Source organism: Shewanella scandinavica (genome assembly GCF_031932065.1).
Taxonomy (GTDB): Bacteria; Pseudomonadota; Gammaproteobacteria; order Enterobacterales; family Shewanellaceae; genus Shewanella; species Shewanella baltica.
This window is the reverse complement of record NZ_JAUOES010000005.1, coordinates 137,193-158,834: the sequence shown is the minus strand read 5'-3', so window position 1 is coordinate 158,834 and position 21,642 is coordinate 137,193. Positions and strand designations below refer to the sequence as shown.

Here is a 21,642-nt window from a genome sequence, read left to right as displayed (position 1 = left end):
TTTGATTTAACCGCTGCATGTTAAACGGCTGACTAAATCGGTGAATCGCGTCGTTGAAACCAGGTGTTAACTCAAGTTTAAATTAGGTGCTAACTCAAAAGGGTGGCAGTAGACGAGTCTATTGCCACCCTAAAATGAGGTTTGTTTAGCACTTAGTATCTTTAGCTTTAACACCTTCTTTGACTTCTTCACAGGCATCTTCGATGGCATTACCTGTATCAGTCATCACTTCATCAATTTTTTCACCCGCGTCCTCGGCTTTGTTATCGCTACAAGCGGTTAAACCGAGGGCGAGTAATAATGCCAGTGAAGCGCTTGTCATCAGAGTAAATGGTTTCATATACATCTCCTTTCTAAAAAATAATTAAAGTCGTGGTGACTTGCCCTTGAGGGCATTAATCAGCAGTGAAATCACGAGTAACACAATAAATAAGAAGAAAATAATTTTTGCGATTCCCGCTGCCGCGCCAGCGATACCCGTAAATCCAAACAGTCCGGCAATAACAGCGACAACTAGAAATACTAATGTCCAACCTAACATAATAACCTCCTGCCCTTGTCTTAATCCTTCGCATGACCGTTTGTGTCATTTGTAAGGTAACGGCTAATGGTTATTTCTAGATTGCGAACATAATGCCAACTTTGCATATTTTAATTAGTTTATTGATTTTAAATGAAATTTAATTGATTAGTTTTAAGTGGGCGCGAATGTACTAAACGTAGTACAGGCAATTTTTACCTAAGCTTCGGTAAGAGTTGCAGTCAGAAAATAGAGGAGCACAGCAAAAAAAACCGATACCATTTGAGTATCGGCTTAGATGAAGATGTTGATAACTAGGCTGAGAAAGAGACAATAATTTGCGGTAAGGTCAGCACTTGCGCATTAACTACCACCGCCAGCAACTGCTGAGAGCGTCCTATAAAGCAGCATTTGTATGATATCTTTTAGAAAGTACGGCAATGACGGCACAGCAAATACCATAGAACGCACCAAGACCTCCATAATATATTCCTGCTTCACCCGACGTAATATGCCCTGAGGCAAAAGATATAGATATTCCAATATAGGCGCTTAAAAGACCCAGAGTGGCACCCGCTAACCCAAACTTATGACCACGATGAATGGATGCCAAAGTGCCAGCTGCGGTGGTATTAATATCTAGATTGCTAACGTTAATATCAAAAGCTGCCGCTAACGCTCTTTTTGATTCTAAAGAGCTTGTGCCTTCGCTTTCTATTCTCTGAATAGTACGAATGCTCAGTCCTGAGATTGTGGCAAGTTGATCTTGTGACCAAGAACGTTCGTTTCGAAGCTTCTTAACTAAGTCTTTGTTTATCATCTGTTCCATTTTCTAGTTCCTAATAATGATTGCTAAAGGCTAATCATCATCCGAAAATCTTGATTTTAGTTATGACAACCTTACGTCAAAGTTACGACAGTGGCCCGCCAAGTTGTTTAACGCCGCCAACAGCGAGCAAATGTTAAGTTTGAAAGACGCAATGCTAGGCCTTGTTAAGTGTTCACCTCATAACCAAACCGAACCCCGCTTGATTAATGATATCTGTGCATTGTGATATGAACCACATTGCAGAAGCAGTAGGCTCATACTTGCATAGAATATTAATTTTAAATTCTTTACCCTTTGAATCTGGATTGGTTTCAAATATTTCACCAGACTCCAAGAAAGCCAAGTCGGTATTAATCTTTTCCTGTGTAGAAATAGATGCCCGTCATCCCATTCCAAATGATCTGAGAGGGTTAGCACCACGACACCTTCTTGATCTATTCCAATGGAGTCAACTGAACCTTGACCTTCTATGCTCATAGATATTTTACACTTATATAATGCGCATAATCTTACCTTCAATTACTTGGCGAGGTGACTCGCAAATTAATGATTTATAAGGAGCTTTGCACGATAGTAAATATCATTCTGGGTAGAAAGTATGCATCTGTATTACTACGTATTTTGTTTGGCGAATTGTTTATAAGATATTGAATATTAAGACTTGATTGAAAGTATTATTTGAAATAATGCACAAAACGATACTTTTGAATGACAAAAAACTTTATTCACAAATCATGTGGTATGTAGATTTTTGGGGAAGGGATATGTCCTATCAAAGTTTGCCTCGCAGTCCATTCTTAAATTAGGCAGCATGTATTCGATTGGTTGCAGGCGTGCATTGTCGCGGCAGTGGCCATCGGAAAAGGGACTTTTCCGTTGAGCCCCCAAGGATGGGTTTACGGCGTACCACTGGAGCGCCAGTGCTTAGCGGCATTGGCACAAACAGAGCCAATAACTCAAGGGATTAGATTGGTAATAAGGTCGGCGGCTTCGATTTAACGAGGTAGTGAAGAAGACTGCATCAAGTAGGGAGTTGAGTCCCTACTTGATGTCTCGATAGTCCGTTAGGGGTTAAAAACGATTTAGCGGTTTCCAGCGTTGCAGGCTAACTGGAATGCTAACCCCTTGGGATAACAGCAAGTTAATGCGGGATTGATACGCCGCGCCCACCATTAAATGTTTGGCTAAATCGACCGCATTACGGGCTTTATAGTCATCTAAATAACTGCCTTTTGCCCACGCATTAAATGCCCCGAGCGCAGGGCCTGCCCAAATTTGGTAATCCATTTCGCGGCCGACTTCACCTGTGTTCGACCAGCGGCTCGACAGACCCAAATACCAGCGGAAAATCAGCGCCATCTTACGTTTGGGGTTATCCAGTGCACGCTCGATTTGCTTAGGGTCACGTTCGTTAAAGTGGGCGACTGTGCCCGCCCAAATGTCATCGAGTGATGCGCGAAACACTTGCTCTTCGAGCTTTTTACGCTCGTCCGCGGGGATGGCATCAATTGAATCGTAACGGGTATAAATTTCATAAAGCTTATTGGCGCGCATTGGAAACAGAGTACCGCGCTTAACTACTTGTAATTTCACGCCCATTTCGAACATATCGGCGGCAGGCGCCATAGTCACATCAGCCATTTCTGTGGTGGCGAGTAACTTACGGGTGTGTTCGCTGGCGCCCGCTTCGACGCAGGCTTGGTTGATTGAACCTGTGACGATAAAGGCCGCACCCATGTTGAAGGTGGCTAATGCTGCATCGGGTGTGCCGACGCCGCCGCCTGCGCCCACACGGATGGGGGTTTTATATTGATACTTAGCTTGGATTTCATCTTTGAGCGCCAAAATCGTCGGCAATAGCGTGACCAGTGGACGATTGTCGGTATGGCCACCTGAGTCGGCTTCGGCCGTGATGTCATCCGCCATTGGCACCAGTAATGCCATTGCCATTTGGTCTTGGCTGATAAGACCATCACTCACTAATTGCTGGAGGATTTTGGCAGGCGCCGGCTCCATAAACTTAGTCGCGACTTCGGTGCGGCTGATTTTTGCGATGACTTTGTTGCCAATGACTATCTCGCCATGTGCGTCGCGGCTCAAACCTGCTGCGCGGTAATAGACGATTTGCGGTGTTAAACCTAAAAATGCCGAGGCTTCGACCGTGCGCACTTTATGTTTTAAAAACAGCTCAACGCTGCCGCGCTCTAATGCGGGCTCGCTTGGGCTGTGAATTAAGTTAAAGGCGTAGGGGCCATTGGGCAGCGCTGCTTGAATGCGGGTAATGGCCGCTTCAACGCGCGATGGAATTAACCCCGCCGCGCCAAATGAGCACAAAATGCCCGCTTGGCCAAGGGCGATAACCAGTTCTTCCGAGGCAATACCGTTTGCCATAGCGCCGGCGTAGTAAGCGTATTTAACGCCGTGGACGCGGCGAAAATTACTGTCGCCTAAACTTTGGGTGCCAAGGGCAGGGGCAAAGGCGCTGACAGGGTGTGAGCCTAGTGGCGCTTGGCTGTCGCTTGTGGTTACTTCGGCTGTTTGCGCTATGCCTAAGCCTTTTTCACTGTGATTCACTAAGTAACAGGCTTGGCTTAAATCTTTGAGTTTTTTGCCTAATGAGTCGATATCAAAGCTCAGCGCGGCATCGTTGACTTGCCACGGCCAAGGGCTGAGTTTTTCGTTATTGCTATTGAATTGATCTAGAGTATGGCTAGTCATAGGTGTTCTCATGTTATTTGTGCCGCCTTGGTGATGTGGATAGCCAAGGTGGCGCAATTATTTGTTATTCGTTATTTGTTATTCGAGATTAGCGTCTTTCTAAAAGCGTAAACTCGCTAGGCTTCTTCAATACAGATGGCGATATCTTTAACTTCATAAATCCGCAGACCATCTTTACTCAAGTTGGCATCGCCCATAATGATGCGTTTGCCATTATCGTCAGTCACGCTGGTAATGTGTACATCCAGCGACATCTGCTTGTTTAATGGGTTAATTTGGCCACGATACTTCCATTTGATATCCGATAAAATCTGGCCGAATTTTGGACTCTTAAAGCCCGCACCAAGATCTTGGTCAATCGCATAGGTTTGCATCAGCTCGATAATCGCTTCAACCCCTAATGAGCCTGGCATTACCGGATCTTGATGGAAATGGAATTGGAAGAACCAATCACTCGGGTCAATGGTGCGCTCGGCGTATAAATAGCCAAGGCCCGCTTTACCGCCGGCTTTCACGATTTCAGCCTTGTCGATAAAGTTAAGCTGACCGCCCGCTAAACGGTAATGCGGCTGACCTTCTGGCGCATTAAAGCTGCGATGCTGTTTATCTAACAGATTGATTTGGCTATCGGCGGCTATGTCATTTTGCACATGCCAAGGCTGTGTGATCTTGCCGTTGTCTATGCCGAGTTGGTTTTTCAGCGCATCGCCCTTGAAGTAACCAAATACCGCTTTACCTTGGTAGAAAGGCTCGCCATCACAACTTAGCTCGAAGCTAAAATTCTGGATGATGTTGCTGCCGGCAATCACAGTCGATAACAAACGTGAGTCGTTTACGATTGTTTTGCCGCGTAAATCCACGTGGCGCAGCAACTTACCGCTACCGTCTAAGTTACGGAAAAACAGCTCTTGGCCGGGGAAGCCCAAGGTGGTGCCCATATAGCCTGAGATAAAGCCGTTTGGCTGCAGTGATATCTCCATCAGCACAGAATAGGGCATCACGGCGTGATGGCTGTTTTTATCGTAATACCAAGCGTTTGCGGGCACTTCGTATTCAGCGATACATGAAGAGGGCTTTTTCAGCTCGCCGCGTTTGCCGTCAATCGCAATGACGCGGGTGGTTAACTGCAAATCACCGCAAGGCGTGCGCGGTGGAATAAGGCCGCGATAGATGCTGAAATCAGCGCCGAAGCAGTTTTCGATGTCGCCAGTGGCAAATTCGAACATGTGGTACGGCGTGAACGGCAGGGTGTCGGGCACGCGGTTGGCGTACTTTGAATCCGCTGGCGCGACTGGCGCAGGCACATGCTTAAGCGGCACTACGCCTTTGTTGGTTGGCGCAGTTAAATCTGGCAGTTGCGCCATCAACGGCGCGGCGAACGATGCAGGTGTTGTTGAAACCAGCGTTGCAGCCGAAGCAGCATTTTTGGCAGCATTTTTAGTCGTATTATCAGCTGTGCTGGCATCATTATCCGCAAGGTAGCGGGTGCATTCGGCTTCTTCTTTGATCATCACCCCAAGGTTTTGGAAATCCACCACCACTTTGCCATTGAGCAGAATATCGATATTCGCTTTAGCATAGGGGCGCGGGCTCATGCCTATTTCGGTGATTTCCATGCGATAGGTGAGCAGGCCAGATTGCGGCAACACTTGACCGCGACAGCGCACTTTTTGTGATGCGTTTTCGAGCGGTTGGAAACGCCCGTCTTTTACACCTAGGTGCATACCAATATGCAGCATAAAGAATTGCAGTAATTGTCCACAACCTTCAGCCATTAATGACCCCGCCATCACTTGGTCGCCCTTGAAATGACACGGGAAATACCAATGGTCGGCCTCGAGCTGTTTATGGCCTTGAACTGAACCTAAGCCCCACGCGCCGCCATGCACCTCAAGATTGCTAACCTGTTCAATCATCAGGAATTTTTCAGAGGCAAAACATAAAGAGGGCTGCAACCCATATTGGGCTTGATGCGCCGCATGGGCGCCGCCAAAACAGCCACCGATATCGGCGCCGAGTAATTTATGGATTTGGCTGTAATCAAATTGGTGTTGCGCGCAGTTAAGCAGCGGATTAAAGCGCGGTTTATTGGGATTATTGAGGGCAAGGTTACGGGCTTTGATTTCGGCTTCGGTGCGAATAACGCCCTTGCCGTCGGCGAGTTCCTTGTCGGTGAAGAAGCCGGCGCAGCCGCCATCCATTTTCAGGATCAGCTTATCGCCCACAAAACATTCGTAAGAGAAGAAGAACAACAAGGTATCGCCATTGCGGGCAAAGTTGTTGATGGAAATGTCGTAGCGCAGGGTGTCGCCACCGCGCGGTAAGTCGCCAAGGAAGGTCAGGGTGCAATCGAGCAGGCGATAAACGCGCTCGCCCTTGTTTTCAAAGTCGATACCTAAGTAGCTGATCAGCATCAAGTCACATTGACCCGATTCAACTGCCACGGCCCACGGAATTTGACCATCGACCAAATACGGCGCGTCCACAGGAATGTCGTATTCCGTGGTCATAGTGCAAGGCTCATATCGGTTAATCTGGGCGTTTAATTTCGTTACCCGAGACACCAGCAAATAGTCCGTGGTTGGTAGGCGCACACGGCGCGAGTAGCTGTCAATAATGGCGTAATCTGGGCCAAATACTTTAGCGATATCCCCTTCGGCGTACTCGACTAAATCCGCATAATCCCAAATGCAAGGCTTGCTCATCGGTGTTGGCGGCGTGTACAGAGGCACTTTTGCATGGTTTGGATAAAGCACTTGGTTTGGATAAAGTGCAGTATGTGGAAGAACCGCTGTCGTAGATGCCTGAACTATGGCTTGCTGCTCCACCGGCGTCGCTTGGCCAATTGATGTCAGTTCACCTTTAAGCTGGGCTTTCATCAAGGCATCGGCCAGTTTCAGGCCTTGCTCACGGCTTTGTAAAAAGGCTAGATGTGCTTCACGGGCGAGTTGCTGATTACGTATAAATGCAGCGTCTTTTAGCTCTGCTTGAGCGGCGTTGTTATTGGGCGTGCTTAGGGCATTCATTGGCATGCTGCTTAATGTCTCTTTTTGTTGAGCCGTGCTTGGGCTGCTTGTTGCAAAGCCACTCGTGTCTTTGCTCGCTATTTGGGCCAAATGCTTGCGCTGGCTGCGCTTTGGCAATGCAGTGATGGCTTGGGCTTTTTGCTGTATTGCATCAAGGTCCGCCAATGGCGTGTCCAGGATATGCTGATAGATATCGCGGCCACCGAGCGTCACTTGTTTTATCAAGTGTTTTTGCTCAGAAAGCGTTAAGTCTTGTTCAAGCCTTTGCTGCAAACTGTGCGCTTGCGTGGCACTTTGGCTGAGCAGTAACTGCGAGCATTTACCCTGGCTAAAAGTAGCAACGAGCGCGTGCTGCACTTGATTAGCTTGTGGCTGTGCTTGGTTTTTTAATTGCCCATGATTTTTAAGCTGAAGCAGCGCGCTCAAAATACTCGCCATTCCCGCAGCGGCAAAGTTGTGGCCAATGGTATCAGTGGCTTGGCTGCGCTGGTTCACACTCGGCAGCAGGGTATTGAGTACCAGCTTTGGATCGGCAAGTTGCTCAACTGCAATACTGGTTTCAATCAAACTAATTTGGCTGCTATTCACCTTGGCTTGGGTTAACAAGTCATCGCAAATGCGCGCTGTGTTGCTGTTACCTTGCATGTCACACATAGCGCCAAACACTTGGCCACTGATGTGACCATAGCTGTTGCTATTGGCATCATTAAGTAGAGCATTAGTATTTGAATTTTCAGCAGTTAGTACCAGTGCGCCTGCACCTTCACCGACTTTCCAACCAGTGTCAGTGGCATTAAATGCCACTGGCGATACGGCGTTTTTGAGGATCACTTGCTCAAGGCTGCCACTTAAATCGACGGCGGCGATCACTACGGCATCTAAGGATTCTTGGGATAACAGGTTTTCGGCCACATCGATACAGCGGGCGACCGATTGCTCCGCCGCCGAAATGGTAAAGGCAGGGCCGTTAAAGTCCCAAAGGGATGCGATGCGTGACGCCATGATATTGCCAATAAAACTGGTGTATTGGTTCAGTTTGGCGGCATCGAGCACACTGTCCATGGCGATTTTTTCAAGGGCGAGATACTCGGCTTGTGTGAGGGTTATTCCTTGTTTTTTAAGGCTGTCTGCCAGTTGGGTGTGTAGATTTACGCGGCCACGGAACTGGTGTAATTCAAGCTCTGTTTCCATCGCCACTAATACAGCAACCTTGCCGCCGGGCTTTAAGTTCGCATCGCGAATCGCTTCATCAGCCACTTTGATCAGCAGCAGTTGCTGGGAGATCAGGCGGTCATCTTCATTGGGCGGCACTTTAAAACGCAGGAAGTCAAAATCGAACTGGTCGATATACGCGCCCTGTGGTGCGGCTGTGAGGCCAGTTCCGCTTAAACCAAAGTTGGCCAGAATATCAGGGTGTTTGTCTAAGCCTTTCCAGCGTTTAGCGGGCAGCGGGATAAAGGCATCTTGCCGAGCTTGAATCGTGCTATCCAGTGCATTAATGGAGGATAAAGGCCCGAAGTGCGATGCTAAGCCAATGATATTTAATGGCGTGTGCTGATAACTTACAGCAGCTGCGGGTTGTTCATTCTTTTTGTTTGTATTGGCAACATAGGATTCCAGCAACAAATGCGCGTTACAGCCGCCAAAACCAAACACGGAAACACCCGCGTGGCGGTGGTCATTGCCGGCTTTATCGGGCCAAGCATGTAATTCTGTTGGTAGATTTTTAGCGCTAAACAAACCCTTAGGCGAGGATATCGGCGCTGATAAGTTAATACTTGGCGGCAGTCGACCCGAGCGCATGGCAAAAATCATCTTCATGATCCCCGGCATGCCTGCGGCGGTGAGCAAATGGCCAAGATTAGATTTTGCCGAACCGATCAGCGGCACTGCTGAACCCGCGAGTTTGTCCTCGAAGAAGCGCTCCATCGAGGCGAGCTCGACTTTATCCCCAAGCGGCGTGCCGGTGGCATGGCATTCAATCACTTCGATATTGGCGGGCTGAGTGTTTGCCGTACTATAGGCGCGCTCGAAGGCTTGCACTTGGCCCTTGCTGTTAGGGCTTAATACAAACTGGCCTTTACCGTCGTTCGACAAACCAATGCCGCTGACGACGGCATAGATGTTATCGCCATCGCGCTCGGCATCTTCTAAGCGTTTTAAAACTAAAACCCCAGCGCCTTCTCCGGCGAATAAGCCCTTGCTGTTACTATCAAAGGGCGCCGAAATACCATGATCTGGATAGGCGTGAAAAATCGAGAATCCCATGTTGATAAAGAAGGGATCAGCGCCCGATACTGCGCCCGCAAGCATCATATCGGCCTTGCCTGTGGTCAGGTAATCGCAGGCGAGTTTAAGTGCGTAAACCGAGCTAGCGCAGGCGGCGTCCAGACTTAACTGAGTACCACCTAAACCGAGTGCATCGCTGACCAGCTTTGAGGCTGTGTGGGCAACGGCGCCATTGGCGACGTTTAATACTTGCTCGACGTTTAACGCTTCTCCAGCGTGAGCTTGGTTAAAATCAGCCAGTTGAAAAGCACTTTGGTTAAGTTTGTTTTGCAGCGCCTTTTCAACGGTTTGATGATACAGAGGCAAAAATAATTCGTTGGAGCGGGCGGTGGGGAACGACAAGGTTCCCATCACGATACCTGTGCGCGCCAGTACGGCATCGCTTGGAGCAATCCCTGCGTCTTGGAGGGCTTTGCGACTGCAATCGAGTGCCCATAAAAAGCTTTCATCTAAACCGTCAAAGGCAGACTCAGGCAGTTGATAACCCTTGGCATCAAACTGGAAGTGTTGGATGTAGCCGCCTTTATCACAGTAAAAACGGTCAGACTGACCCTGCACACCTTGGTAATCGGCGGGATTAGCATTGAGCTTTTCGCGGCTAATTTGGGTGCGTGAGTCTTTTTTATCCAACAGATTTTGCCAGAAGGTTTGTGGATTATCGGCGTCAGGATACTGAGTCGCGAGACCGACAATCGCAATTTTTGACGCACTTTTTGATGCGCGGTTTGACGCAATGGTAGGCACGGTAGTTTTATCAATAGTAGGGGAATGCTGAGAACTCACTGGGGTTCTCCTTCTGGTGATACTTCTGATGATAAAGGGGTTTTGTTAGCACTTAATGACTGAATGAGCGGCGTGAGCGAAAGCGGTACTCTGTGGCTTATTAGCTGAGCTAAACACTTGAGTAAGTTGGTGATCGCGTCAGCACCCTTGGCATTGCAAGCAATGGCGGCTGTCGCCGCGTTCGCAGTGCTTTGGCTTGCGTGGGCGAGGCTAATTTTATCTATGAGTGTGCTGGTTTGCCTATCGGCGCCCACTTCGACAAACAGCCTTGCGCCTTGCTCAGTGGCATTTTGAATGAGCGCACTAAAGTCGAGTGGCGAACAAAAGGTATCGGCAATCGCGCGGCCAATGCTGTGGCTATCCACGATTACTGGCGCAGTTTGCGCTGCGCTGATAAAGCGAATCGGCGAATCTTGCGCCGCCGCTTTCAGTGCCTCAGGTTTTAGTGCTTGAGTATAGAAATCTTGTACTTGCCCGTGGACTAACATGGCTGGCGCGGTATGCATTGCCGTGACGCGATTGGCGGCAATCCCGCGCTTACCTAACTTGGCAAGCAGGGCTTTACAGCTTGTTTCGCAGCCTGCAATGACGCAAGTATCACCTTGGGTGATGGCTAAGTAGGCGCGAGGAAACTCTGGCAATAATGCCTTGATTTCATGGCTATCAGCGCGCACCACAAAGCTGTTCCACACTATGGCTTCATCATCCGCAAGCTGCCATGCTCGGCGCACAGCAGTTAGCTCACCAGAAATCGCATGGTTGAAAATATCGCTATTTTCAGTGGCGTTAATCATAGCGTGCGGTGTTTGCCACACATCTAGGCTGGCCCACATGGCTGCTTCGCCCATTGAGTAACCGAGCGCCATTTTAGGCTTAATATTAAAGACTTGGGTCAACAGTTTAGTGAATAGATAACTGGCCCCCACGCCACTAATCGCTTGCTGACTTAGGTTCATGCCAGCCGCGGTTTTAACATCTGCCGCATAAATCTGCGGTGATTGCAGCATGGCGCTTAAATCGCCTTCACGTTCTAACTGGTGATACAGCGCGGGGAAATATTCATGCAAGTTATTGAACATATTGGCGTAAACCGTGCCAACGCCGGGATACACGAAAGTCAGTCCTGCATCCCCTAGCGGCTTAGCGGTAAAGCAGCTGCCTGCTGGGGTCTTAAAGGATTGACCATGATGACGCACTGCATCATTTTCAAGCGCCGTAAGCATGGCTTTGGCTTCAAGTTTGAGATCATCACTTGATGCCGCCATTAAGACTAATGCCAGTGGGGCGTTGGCATCGTAGCGTTCAAACCAGAATGCGAGTTGATGTAATGTAAATGACGTGTCTGGTGCGCCAATGTCTAGTGAACTAAGCAACTGAAACAGTTTTGCTTTTAGCTCATTAATACTGTCACTACTTATCGGAATAAACAGCCGGTTTTCATCAACAAGGGCTTTGGGCGCGGCAAGTTGTGTGCCTTGGGTCAGCACTAGGCTTTGGTTTAGATTTCGAGACTCATCCGCTTGATGTGACGTCTTTGCTACAAGATTTAGACACAACACCCGCGCTTGATGTTGGTCGCTAAACCAATAGCCAGTTTGATGATTGGTGTCGTTTGTCTGTTTTATACCAGTAGTGCCTTTAAGCGGCGCTTGTGTTCGCGCGGCGAGTGCGGTTACACCTTGGCGCAGCGCAACAAATGCCTCGTTGAGAGTGTTGGCGACAGTCTGATGTTGAACGGTTTGAGCTGGGCTGCGCTTTGCCGCTGCTAACGCTGCATTTGCAACTGCCGCTGCATTAGCAACAGTCGCCGCATTTTCAACATCTGTTGTCTCATTGCCAGCGGCAAAGCCAGCAATAAATGCGTGTGCGTGAAGGCGCAGTTTGGCGGCGCGTAAACCATCGAGCAAATACAGAGACTGAGCCAAAGGCTGGGACAGATTGCCATCATTGAATTTAAGTTCAACCAGCTTGCCTTGCTCAATGGCTGTTGTTGCTTGGCCTAACAAGGCAGTGAGCGAGCTTTGCTCATGCACTGACGATTGGTTGGCATTTGCAGCGCAAATCTGAACTCTTTCACGTTCAGTAAACGTCCCTAATACTTGGGCTGAGTGAGAGTCAAGGTTGACGGCATCGCCAAGCAACACTGCAATACGCAGTGGCTTGGCGCTTTTGTCAGCTATCGACGTTTCAGCTTGGCCGTTATGGGTCGTTGCTAAAGGGGGGGCTAAGTTCACTCGACTTTCGCCTCCACGCTTTCAATGCTTTTATTAGCAACTTTATTGGCAACTTTATTCGCTAAAAACGCACCGTTAAGATTTTTGCTAATCGTGACTTTGGCGTTGTTCATCTCGCAGCTCAAGCGGCCATCTTGATGATACAGCGCAATATTGGCTTCAAGGGCACGGCCAGAGTGTTTTACCACCTCGAGCACTAGATACCCTGTATCGCCAAAGGCAAACGGCGCATGGGAGATAAACTCACCAATGCTTGATGGCAAACTCGCCGCGCCATATTTGAGTCTTGCCCATACCAGCATCGCCTGCAGCAACAAATCTTCTGCAAAAGCTTGTGAGCCTTTAGGGGCCCGATTGGGCACAAAACTCCCGCAGTCCGCTAACGCAACATGGGGAAGACTCACCTTGGCGACTAAGCTCGCATCGTCAAACTTCACCACAGACTCAATACCTTGCAGTCTTGGGCCGTGGAAAAGCGTGCCGTCGCTGTAAAGGCTGCTTGCGGTTGTGATGGCAGAAAGTCCTGCCAAGCTATGCGCGTCAAAGGCAGTTGCTTTGCTATTAGTGGCTAAGTTATCACTAGGCGCATCATCAATCACTAAGATGGCTTGATATTGCGGACGACCTTCAAAGCTGATTAAGGCACTGAATTGTCCACTCAAGTACTCGTCTGTGTCTTTCGCGGCTTTATCCGTTAACGCAATCGGTGCAAGCTCAAGTTCTAGCGTGATGGGGGCTGCACTTTCTAACGCTCCATTTTGTAACACAGCAGTGTCGAAAATAATGCCCTTCAACAGCTTGTAGCTTTGCACTTTGACAGGCTGCTTGAGCACATCAAAGGCGGCCTCACGCATCCACTGAATCGCGCACACAGTCGGTAATACGGGATTACCGTTAATGCAGTGATCTTCAATAAAGATCATTGCCTTAGGGTCCAGTGTGCGCTGCAGTTTTACAGCGCTTATATTTACTGCGCTTGGATTTAAAGCGTTAAGCAAAGCATGCGGATCCGACGAGTCAGTGGTCAGATCCGCTTCAGGCTTTTTTAGATTGCTACCTTCAGTTGCTTGCTCGTCACTTGGAACTGTGCCTTGCATATCAGTACCGACCAGCAATTGTGCGCCTGTGTTGCTCAGTAATTTGCTCGTAAATAACTCAGCACCTGCCTTTAACGGGATAACATAAACACCGCGATCCATAAACATCTTTTTCAGCGCAGGATTCACCATGCCGCCATCCCACGGACCCCAATCAAAGCTCATCACTTTAGCATTTGGCAGTTGCTGCGCCAGTTGCAGTGCGGCTTTGTTGAGTATGTCGTTGGACATAGCGTAATCGCTTTGGCCGGTATTGCCGTAAAAACCCGCCGCCGAAGAGAACAGGGCGATCAGTTTTAATTTATCTAAATCCAGTGCGGCAAGCAGATTGCTAATGCCTGTGACCTTAGTGCCATACACCCGTGCTAATTCATCTAAGGTCTTGTCTTGAATGTGTTTATCGGCGAGTACGCCCGCACCATGGATGATGCCGGTAATAGGTGATAACTCGGTAATCGGCACTATCGTGCTGGCGATCGCGTCAGGATTGTTAACATCGAGGCTTAAGTACTCAGCGCTGGCACCTACAGCGGAAAAGGCTTCTAGTGCGGCTGCAATTTCTAGGCTGCTTTGAACTGGCCATACTAAGGCATCCACTTGTTTTGGGGTGGGTTTCTCGCCCAAGCTTTGAATGTGGGCAATGGCAGCGGCTTTAAGTTCACTGTTATTTTTACCCTGCGCCCAAGCGGGAATGGCTTGTTGGCTGCTTCTGCCTGCAAGGATAAAGTGCGCCTTGCTGCGTTTGGCTAAACTTAGCGCACATTCAAAGGTCACGCCTTTTGCGCCGCCAGTGACTAGAATTTTATCTGCACTGGTCAAGTTAGCTGCGCCGTGGCGGGTATCTGCCTTGCCTGCAACTAAGGTCATGCGTGCCAGCGCTTCAGTTGCGCCGGCTTCACTCACACCGACTTCTAATAGCTTATCGGTTGCAAATAACTCAGCGATGACTGCATTGGCCAGTTGTTTGGCATCAAGTGCTGGCGCGATATCTAAGGCGCGGCAATGCACGCTCGGCCACTCGTGGCTCAAGGTTTTAGTCAGACCTGCCAATGCCGCTTGGTTTAACTCGCTGCGGGCAATTTGGCTGTGGTTAAGATAACCAAAACCACCGTCGATACGACTGACGCTGATAAAGCTGCTGCTAGTATTTGCCGTTGCTGCTGTTGTTAAAAGCGGTTGTAAGTGCTTGGCGAACAAGAACGCTTGCTCGACCGACGCTTTGGCGGCACTGGACAACACTAAACCTTTCGCATCGGCTGAGGTTTTATGTTGTGGTTGCAGATGAATAAAGCCTGCAACCTGACCTAAGCTTTTGATCTCATTAATTACTGCGCTGATACTGGCATCGTCAATCGCCGCCAATGTGAAGCTGGCAATGTGGCTATTGAGCGGTGATGCACTGGCTACAAGGCTTTCTGGCGAGCGCACAACCGTAACCGTTAGACCTTGAGCATGCAATTTCTCGGCAAGTACGCCAGCATTGTGACCATCATCGATAATGATAATGCAGGCATCTTTAGCAAAAACGCGTGTTTGAGCTTGTTGCGCTGATTGCTTTGACGATTGCTTTGACGATTGCTGTGGCGATAGTTGCGTTAGCTCAGCCGCCGCTGGCAACTTTTTTAGCACTACCTCACTATGTGGGGGCAAATCGATAGCAGGTTCAGCCGCGACAGCGCTAACTGGCGCTACATTCTGGCTTACCGCGTTTTGGCCTAGTTTACTTTGCATATAGCTAACGATTTCACCTAAGGTGCGACACTCGGCCAGATCTTCAGGATTCAGCTCAGGTAAGCCTGGTAGCTCGTCTTGTACTGTGCCTAAGATTTCAACGCGCTTGATGGAATCGATACCTAAATCGGCTTCCATATCCATGCTGAGTTCCAGCATTTCAGTGGGGTAGCCTGTCTTGTCGGCCACCACTGACATCATGGTTTGTTGGACTTTTTCAGCGCTTAAACCGTTATTCGCTGGAACTTGTGCTGGCGTTGCTTCAACGTTTGCCGCTGGTGCAACTGCTACCGCGCTAACTACTGGCAATTTGCTGTTCATGTAGTCAACGATTTCGCCTAAGGTGCGACACTCGGCCAGATCTTCAGGATTCAGCTCAGGTAAGCCCGGTAGCTCATCTTGCACTGTGCCTAAGATTTCAACGCGCTTGATAGAATCGATACCTAGATCGGCTTCCATATCCATGCTGAGTTCCAGCATTTCAGTGGGGTAGCCTGTCTTGTCGGCCACCACTGCCATCATAGTTTGTTGAACAAGTGCAGCACTTAAGCCGTTATTTACTGTCGCGGTAATAGTGACTTGCGCTGCTGTTGTAGCTGAAACCGAGCCAACCGCAGATAGTTTGCTGTTCCCTATTTCTTTCGAAAAGAGTTCAACGATTTCACCCAAGGTGCGGCACTCGGCCAAATCTTCTGGGCTGAGCTCAGGTAAACCCGGCAGCTCGTCTTGCACTGTGCCTAAGATTTCAACGCGCTTAATTGAATCGATACCTAGGTCGGCTTCCATATCCATGCTGAGTTCGAGCATTTCAGTCGGATATCCAGTCTTGTCAGCCACCACAGCCATCATGGTTTGTTGCACTAAGGCAGCGCTTAAACCGTTATTCGCTGGAACTTGTGCAGGCGTTGCTTCAACGTTTGCCGGTGGTGCAACTGCTTCCACGCTAACTACTGGCAATTTGCTGTTCATGTAGTCAACGATTTCACCTAAGGTGCGACACTCGGCCAGATCTTCTGGGCTGAGTTCAGGTAAGCCCGGCAGTTCGTCTTGTACTGTGCCTAAGATTTCAACGCGCTTAATAGAATCGATACCTAAATCGGCTTCCATATCCATGCTGAGTTCCAGCATTTCAGTGGGATAGCCTGTCTTGTCAGCCACCACAGCCATCATGGTTTGTTGCACTAACGCAGCGCTTAAACCGTTGGCGGCAGGAGCTGTTGGCGCTGTTGTAGAAACTACAACTTGGCCAGCCGCAGGCAGTTTGCTGTTCATGTAGTCAACGATTTCACCTAAGGTACGACACTCGGCCAGATCTTCTGGGCTGAGCTCTGGTAAACCCGGCAGTTCGTCTTGCACTGTGCCTAAAATTTCAACGCGCTTAATCGAATCGATACCTAAATCGGCTTCCATATCCATGCCAAGTTCCAGCATTTCAGTGGGGTAGCCTGTCTTGTCGGCCACCACTGTCATCATGGTCTGTTGCACTAACGCGGCGCTTAAACCGCTTGTTGCTGGTGTCGCAGATGTCACTTCTGGCATCACTACAGCAGGCATGACTAATGCAGGAGCTGCTGGCGCAACTTGTACTGTCGCAGCAGGCGCATGAGCAACGGGAGCGGTTTGCACAACAGGTGCAACGGGTGTGTTAATTACTGGTCTCGTCGCAACTGTCGATGCAGCAACAGGTGCAGGAGCCGGCGCAGTTGCTCGTGGCTGACTTGCAACCGCTGGGGTAAAGTTAATCGGCGCATTGTTTAGCATCGCCAAGGCCGCTTGGCTGCTACTGCTTTGCAGTTGCATAAATTCGGCGTGGCTTTGCAGGGTTTGCGCTTGATGCTGGTGGAACATTTCCATCGAGCGTTGCAGGCTTTCTGGGATTGTAATGCCTTGGCTTGCCATCTTGGCTTGTTCTGTCATCAGTGTCGTGAAAGTATCGCCATATTGCTGCGGGATAGCTAAAAACTGTTGATGTAACTGCGCCGCTTGAGATTGTGCGCTGAAAAATGCCGTTAACGCATCGCCGCTGACGTTAGGTGTGCTTGGGTTTAACTGCGCCGTCGCTTGCTGCTGATTGCTTAAGCCTTGCGCAACGCTTGGGGATGTTTGTTTCATTTCAACAGCTGCCACTTGATTCGCTTCCACTTCTATTATTTTCTCAACAACTTTTTCGACGATGACTTCTTTCTCAACAATTTTTTCGACTTCTTTTTCGACAACCGTTTCAACGATGCGATCCACATATTGCACTTGGCTAGTCACGCTGCCTGTGGCGAGGGATTTGGCCATCTTAGCTTTGGTCGCAGCACTAATATGGTTAGTGGCGGTGAGTTTGATGTTCATTGCTGATGGCGCTTCACGTTCGGCAATCTCTTGTGACGTGACGGCTTGATAGGGATCAACCTCAGTTAATGCCACACCGGCTACCGCGAGTTGCACAGCAGCTAAGCGTAATTGACTGTCACTGTCGCCCTTAGGATTCGGGTTCATGCTGACAAGGCAAAGCTCATTTAAGTGTTCGCCTAAGGTATTTTCAACTAACTTTTGCAATATGTTCTTAGGGCCAAACTCAACAAACACACGGGCGCCAGCGTCATACATGGCCTGCAGTTGTTCGCTAAAGCGAACCGATTGCAGCATGTGTTGTTTGAATTCTGCTTTAATCGCTTTGCCATCGGTTGGGTGTAATTGACCCGTTCCGTTGGCATAAAGTGCGACAGAAGGTGCGCTGAATTTAACTTTATCAATGGCTTTGGCAAATGGCTTTTGTGCGTGTCCAACCAATGGGGTATGGAACGCGCCAGAGACAGGCAGGGCAATCGCTTTAAAGCCCAGTTCGCTAATGGCATTAGCGGCCAGCTGAGTTTGATCTGTGCCACCTGCGATGACTAATTGCGTCGGCGCGTTGTAGTTGGCAATTTTAACGCCATCAAACTGGGCTAAACAGCTATTGAGCGCATCGATATCATTCTTTTGCTTAAGAATGATGGCGAACATTGTCCCTAAGTCAGTTTGAGTCCCAGTGTCTGCGGCTTTACTCGCGGTATCGCTCGGCACTTGCGCCATGGCATGTCCGCGGGCGAAGGCCAGTTCGACGTAATCTTCATTGGAAATCACGCCTGCCGCGCAAAGGGCTGACAGTTCACCAAAGCTGTGACCTGCCACCATATCGGGGGCAAAACCCGCTTGAGTTAATAGCGAATATTGCGCCATTGAAATTGCGCCAATGGCGCTTTGGGCGAACAGGGTATTGGTCAGCGCCGCTTCTTGGGCTTTCACCGCATCGGCATCGAATGCCGGAATAGGGTAAAGGATGTTGGATAACGGTGTTTGGCCGTGGTGAGCAAATACTTTATCGCTGGCCATCACTTGTTGGCGCATTTCTGGGAAATGGCAGGCGAGTTCGCGACCCATGTTCAGGTACTGTGAACCTTGACCAGCAAACAGGGCGGCTACTTTCTTTGATTCATTCTGAGCCACTAAGGCATGAGAGCGGTAGCTGATACCAGAAGGTAATTGCCACGCCTCGCTTGCATTGCTTTCTAGGAGCCCGCTTTCTAAATGCGCAATCGATTGATTTAACTGAGCTTGCAGCTGTGCGATATCCTTAGCCACAAAACCTAAACGGGCATCTGTGCTTGCCAGTGTGCGTAGTGGATATTGCTGAGCGATAGCGTTCAGACTCGCAGCGCTGCTGTTATTCGCGTTCGTGTTCACACTTTGGCTCAGCGCAGCTTTTAACTCGCTAAGCAGCGCGGCTTTATTGGCGGCGGCAAACAATAGTGTCTGCGGCACACTGCGCTGACGATATTGCTCGTCACGGCTATGCTCAGGTTTGTATTCTTCTAATACAAGATGGAAGTTGGTGCCGCCAAAACCAAAGGAGCTGACGCCAGCACGGCGCGGCGTTGCATCGGCGCGTTGGAACCATGGGCGAGTTTCGGTATTTAAATAGAATGGCGAGCTTTCGATATTCAGTTTTGGATTGGGCTGACTGACGTTAATGGTCGCAGGCAATACCTTGTGATGCAGTGCTAGCGCGGCTTTGATCACCCCGGCTGTACCCGCAGTTGATTTAGTGTGGCCCACTTGGGATTTCACTGAACCTAACGCGATATGCTGATTGGTGTCGTTGCCTTGGGCAAATACCGATTTTAAACCATTAAATTCGGCCACATCACCAGCGGCTGTGCCAGTGCCGTGTGCTTCAACTAAGCCAATGCTGTGCGGTGCAAAACCCGCGTCGTCGTAAGCGCGCTCCAATGCTTTAGCTTGGCCCTCAGGGCGCGGCGCATAAATACTCTTAAACTTACCGTCCGATGAGGCGCCAACACCTTTGATGACGGCATAAATTCGGTCGCCATCGCGCTCGGCATCTTCAAGGCGCTTAAGCGCTACCATGCCGATACCTTCGCCGATCATCATGCCTTTTGAATCGATATCAAAGGGTTGAATGGTTTCGTTAGTGGTGAAGGCTGGCGTTTTTGAGAAGCTCATGTACATGGACGGCGAGTTGTCGGTACAGACGCCGCCGGTGATCATCATGTCGCTGCGACCTTCGGTCAGTTCAGTCAACGCCATACGCATAGCGGCAAGTGAGCCCGCGCAGGCAGCATCGACCACACAGTTCATGCCGCCAAAATCAAAACGGTTGGCGATACGGCCTGCAATCACGTTGCCTAAGGACCCTGGGAAAGAGTTTTCTTCCCAGTGGATATATTGGTCTTGGAACTTTTTGATCAGCATTTCGCTGTCTTCATCGCTCAGGCCGCTGCTTTTGAATACTTTTTTCAATACTGGATATTGCAGGCGCGAGTTCAAGCTCTGACTGATTTTTTGACCACCGCCCACGCCTAGCGTGATGCCGATACGATCGCGATCATAATCGGTGGGCAGATTGGCATCGGCGAGCACTTCTTTGGCGACAATCAGCGACAGCAGTTGCGAGGTATCTGTTAGCTCAAGAATATTGGGCGGCAGACCAAATTCCATTGGGTTGAAGTCGACTTCAGGCAAAAAACCACCGCGTTTACAGTAGCTTTTATCGGCTTTGCTTTTGTCTGCATCGTAGTAATCTTCGGCGCGCCAATGGGTGTCTGGGATGTCAGTAATGGCATCGATTTTTTCGCTGATCAAATCCCAAAATTTATTTAAATAACGCGAGTTGGCGAAGATACTGGCCATGCCGACGATGGCAACGGGCATATCTTTCAAACGTTTGTTGAGTCGTTTATCTTTTTTTGACTCAGTCGCAGAATTAGGTACAGAAGGGGTATGGCTCATAAAGAGTCTCCACGGGTCGACCTGGATACGGTGACCTTGTTTTGGGGTTCAGCCGCGTTTGTCTTTGGCGTGCCATGGGCACCGGGAAAACGGGCTAAGAAGGTGTGATAGTTGCGAACGAGCAACTTTCGTAAATGAAACGGCCCATGTCGGAGGACATAGGCGATATATCTATTGGTCGCTTGAGTATTGCTGTCTTGATAAATATCGAGGTAAATCCAATCACTTGCCGTATCTATGCCTAATAGCACTGAGCTTGGAGCTTGCTCTGTAAGCTGCGGCGGTATGGTGAGTGATACCACTTGCACCACAGTATTGCCGTCGGTACTCGGCAATGCGAGGGCTTTGGCCAAGGTTTCGGGGTTGACCGTATAGGTTTGGATATCGCTGCCTTGAGTCACAGGTAATTGATTAAAATAGCGTTCGGGTACTTGTGGTGCTTCAAACTCATCGAGCCGCGATATGCCGTAGCGCTTTAAGCAACGGGCAAGGCCGGAGCGCGACACATTGGGATTAATGTAGGTTTGGGTGACGTGGAGCAATCTATCTAAGGTGAGTCTGAGTTGGTAACGTAATCCCACCACCACGTATTCTTCCATCGGCGTGAGCGTCGTGTTGAGATGGTGGGGCGTGTTCGAACTGTTGCTGATGGACTCACGCTTACGCCATTTACGTACCGTTGCCTCGGTGATATTCAAAATTTTGGCAAGCTGACTCACACTCAAATCAGACTGCTGGATAAAGAGTCGCATTTCAGGCGTAGTGGTGGCGTTGCGATGCCGAGGTGTGCTGTCTTTTTTCGCCGCTTGAGTCGTGCTCTTAGGGGCGTAAGACGGCGCTTTAGATTGAGAGTCGTGAGCTGCCATTAATAATAATTATCATCCGACATAATCTATTGGGACTGATAAGCGATAGTAGCTGAGTCACGACTGACATTGAGGACTCATGTCGCGACACCCATAGTAAAACCTGTGCTTATCATCTGTGTCACTTAATGAGGATGCAGATTACCTGAGGTTTCGGGTCGATACAATCATCTGGGACTGGAATTTATTGGCTTTTGTTGAGTAAAGGTATTTTCTGTGCGTTATGTTGGGTTTTCGCTGGCCGCATGGGCTTTTTAATACTTTGATAG

Annotated in this window: 8 protein-coding genes and 1 pseudogene; all 9 read right to left on the bottom strand. The window is 49.2% G+C overall.

The genetic code is table 11. The features are described 5' to 3' along the window. Positions 1–145 precede the first annotated feature (145 nt). Positions 146–340, bottom strand: a complete 195-nt coding sequence (locus Q4Q50_RS05775) for a hypothetical protein (RefSeq protein ID WP_006085205.1) — start codon at positions 338–340, stop codon at positions 146–148. Between the two features lie 24 nt (positions 341–364). Continuing rightward, the gene (locus Q4Q50_RS05770) at positions 365–541 is read right to left on the bottom strand and encodes a DUF1328 domain-containing protein (protein ID WP_006080947.1); all 177 of its coding nucleotides are present in this window, start codon (positions 539–541) and stop codon (positions 365–367) included. Positions 542–917: 376 nt separating this feature from the next. Next, positions 918–1,349 carry a helix-turn-helix transcriptional regulator gene (locus Q4Q50_RS05765; protein WP_300484001.1) on the bottom strand — a complete coding sequence of 144 codons (432 nt, stop codon included), beginning with the start codon at positions 1,347–1,349 and terminating at the stop codon, positions 918–920. A 172-nt stretch (positions 1,350–1,521) separates the two neighbouring features. Continuing rightward, positions 1,522–1,826, bottom strand: a pseudogene (locus Q4Q50_RS22425) (DUF6572 domain-containing protein). A 594-nt stretch (positions 1,827–2,420) separates the two neighbouring features. Then, positions 2,421–4,067 (bottom strand): eicosapentaenoate synthase subunit PfaD, encoded by a 1,647-nt coding sequence (gene pfaD, locus Q4Q50_RS05750; protein WP_311898844.1) that lies wholly within the window; start codon positions 4,065–4,067, stop codon positions 2,421–2,423. 116 nt (positions 4,068–4,183) lie between these two features. Further along, positions 4,184–10,165, bottom strand: a complete 5,982-nt coding sequence (locus Q4Q50_RS05745; protein WP_311898788.1) for a hotdog fold thioesterase — start codon at positions 10,163–10,165, stop codon at positions 4,184–4,186. Next, entirely contained in the window at positions 10,162–12,399 is a 2,238-nt protein-coding gene (locus tag Q4Q50_RS05740; protein WP_311898786.1) for a PfaB family protein, read from the bottom strand. Before Q4Q50_RS05740 ends, Q4Q50_RS05745 begins: the two co-directional genes overlap by 4 nt. Then, the gene (locus Q4Q50_RS05735; protein ID WP_311898785.1) at positions 12,396–20,507 is read right to left on the bottom strand and encodes a polyketide synthase; all 8,112 of its coding nucleotides are present in this window, start codon (positions 20,505–20,507) and stop codon (positions 12,396–12,398) included. The genes Q4Q50_RS05740 and Q4Q50_RS05735 overlap by 4 nt, the downstream gene beginning before the upstream one ends. Then, positions 20,504–21,373 (bottom strand): transcriptional regulator, encoded by an 870-nt coding sequence (locus Q4Q50_RS05730; protein WP_311898783.1) that lies wholly within the window; start codon positions 21,371–21,373, stop codon positions 20,504–20,506. The genes Q4Q50_RS05735 and Q4Q50_RS05730 overlap by 4 nt, the downstream gene beginning before the upstream one ends. Between the last annotated feature and the right edge of the window lie 269 nt (positions 21,374–21,642).

Excerpts from the sequence above, each read along its gene's own strand:
- Q4Q50_RS05775 (WP_006085205.1), bottom strand. The coding sequence starts at position 340 with ATGAAACCATTTACTCTGATGACAAGCGCTTCACTGGCATTATTACTC.
- Q4Q50_RS05770 (WP_006080947.1), bottom strand. The coding sequence starts at position 541 with ATGTTAGGTTGGACATTAGTATTTCTAGTTGTCGCTGTTATTGCCGGA.
- Q4Q50_RS05765 (WP_300484001.1), bottom strand. The coding sequence starts at position 1,349 with ATGGAACAGATGATAAACAAAGACTTAGTTAAGAAGCTTCGAAACGAA.
- pfaD (WP_311898844.1), bottom strand. The coding sequence starts at position 4,067 with ATGACTAGCCATACTCTAGATCAATTCAATAGCAATAACGAAAAACTC.
- Q4Q50_RS05735 (WP_311898785.1), bottom strand. The coding sequence starts at position 20,507 with ATGAGCCATACCCCTTCTGTACCTAATTCTGCGACTGAGTCAAAAAAA.
- Q4Q50_RS05730 (WP_311898783.1), bottom strand. The coding sequence starts at position 21,373 with ATGGCAGCTCACGACTCTCAATCTAAAGCGCCGTCTTACGCCCCTAAG.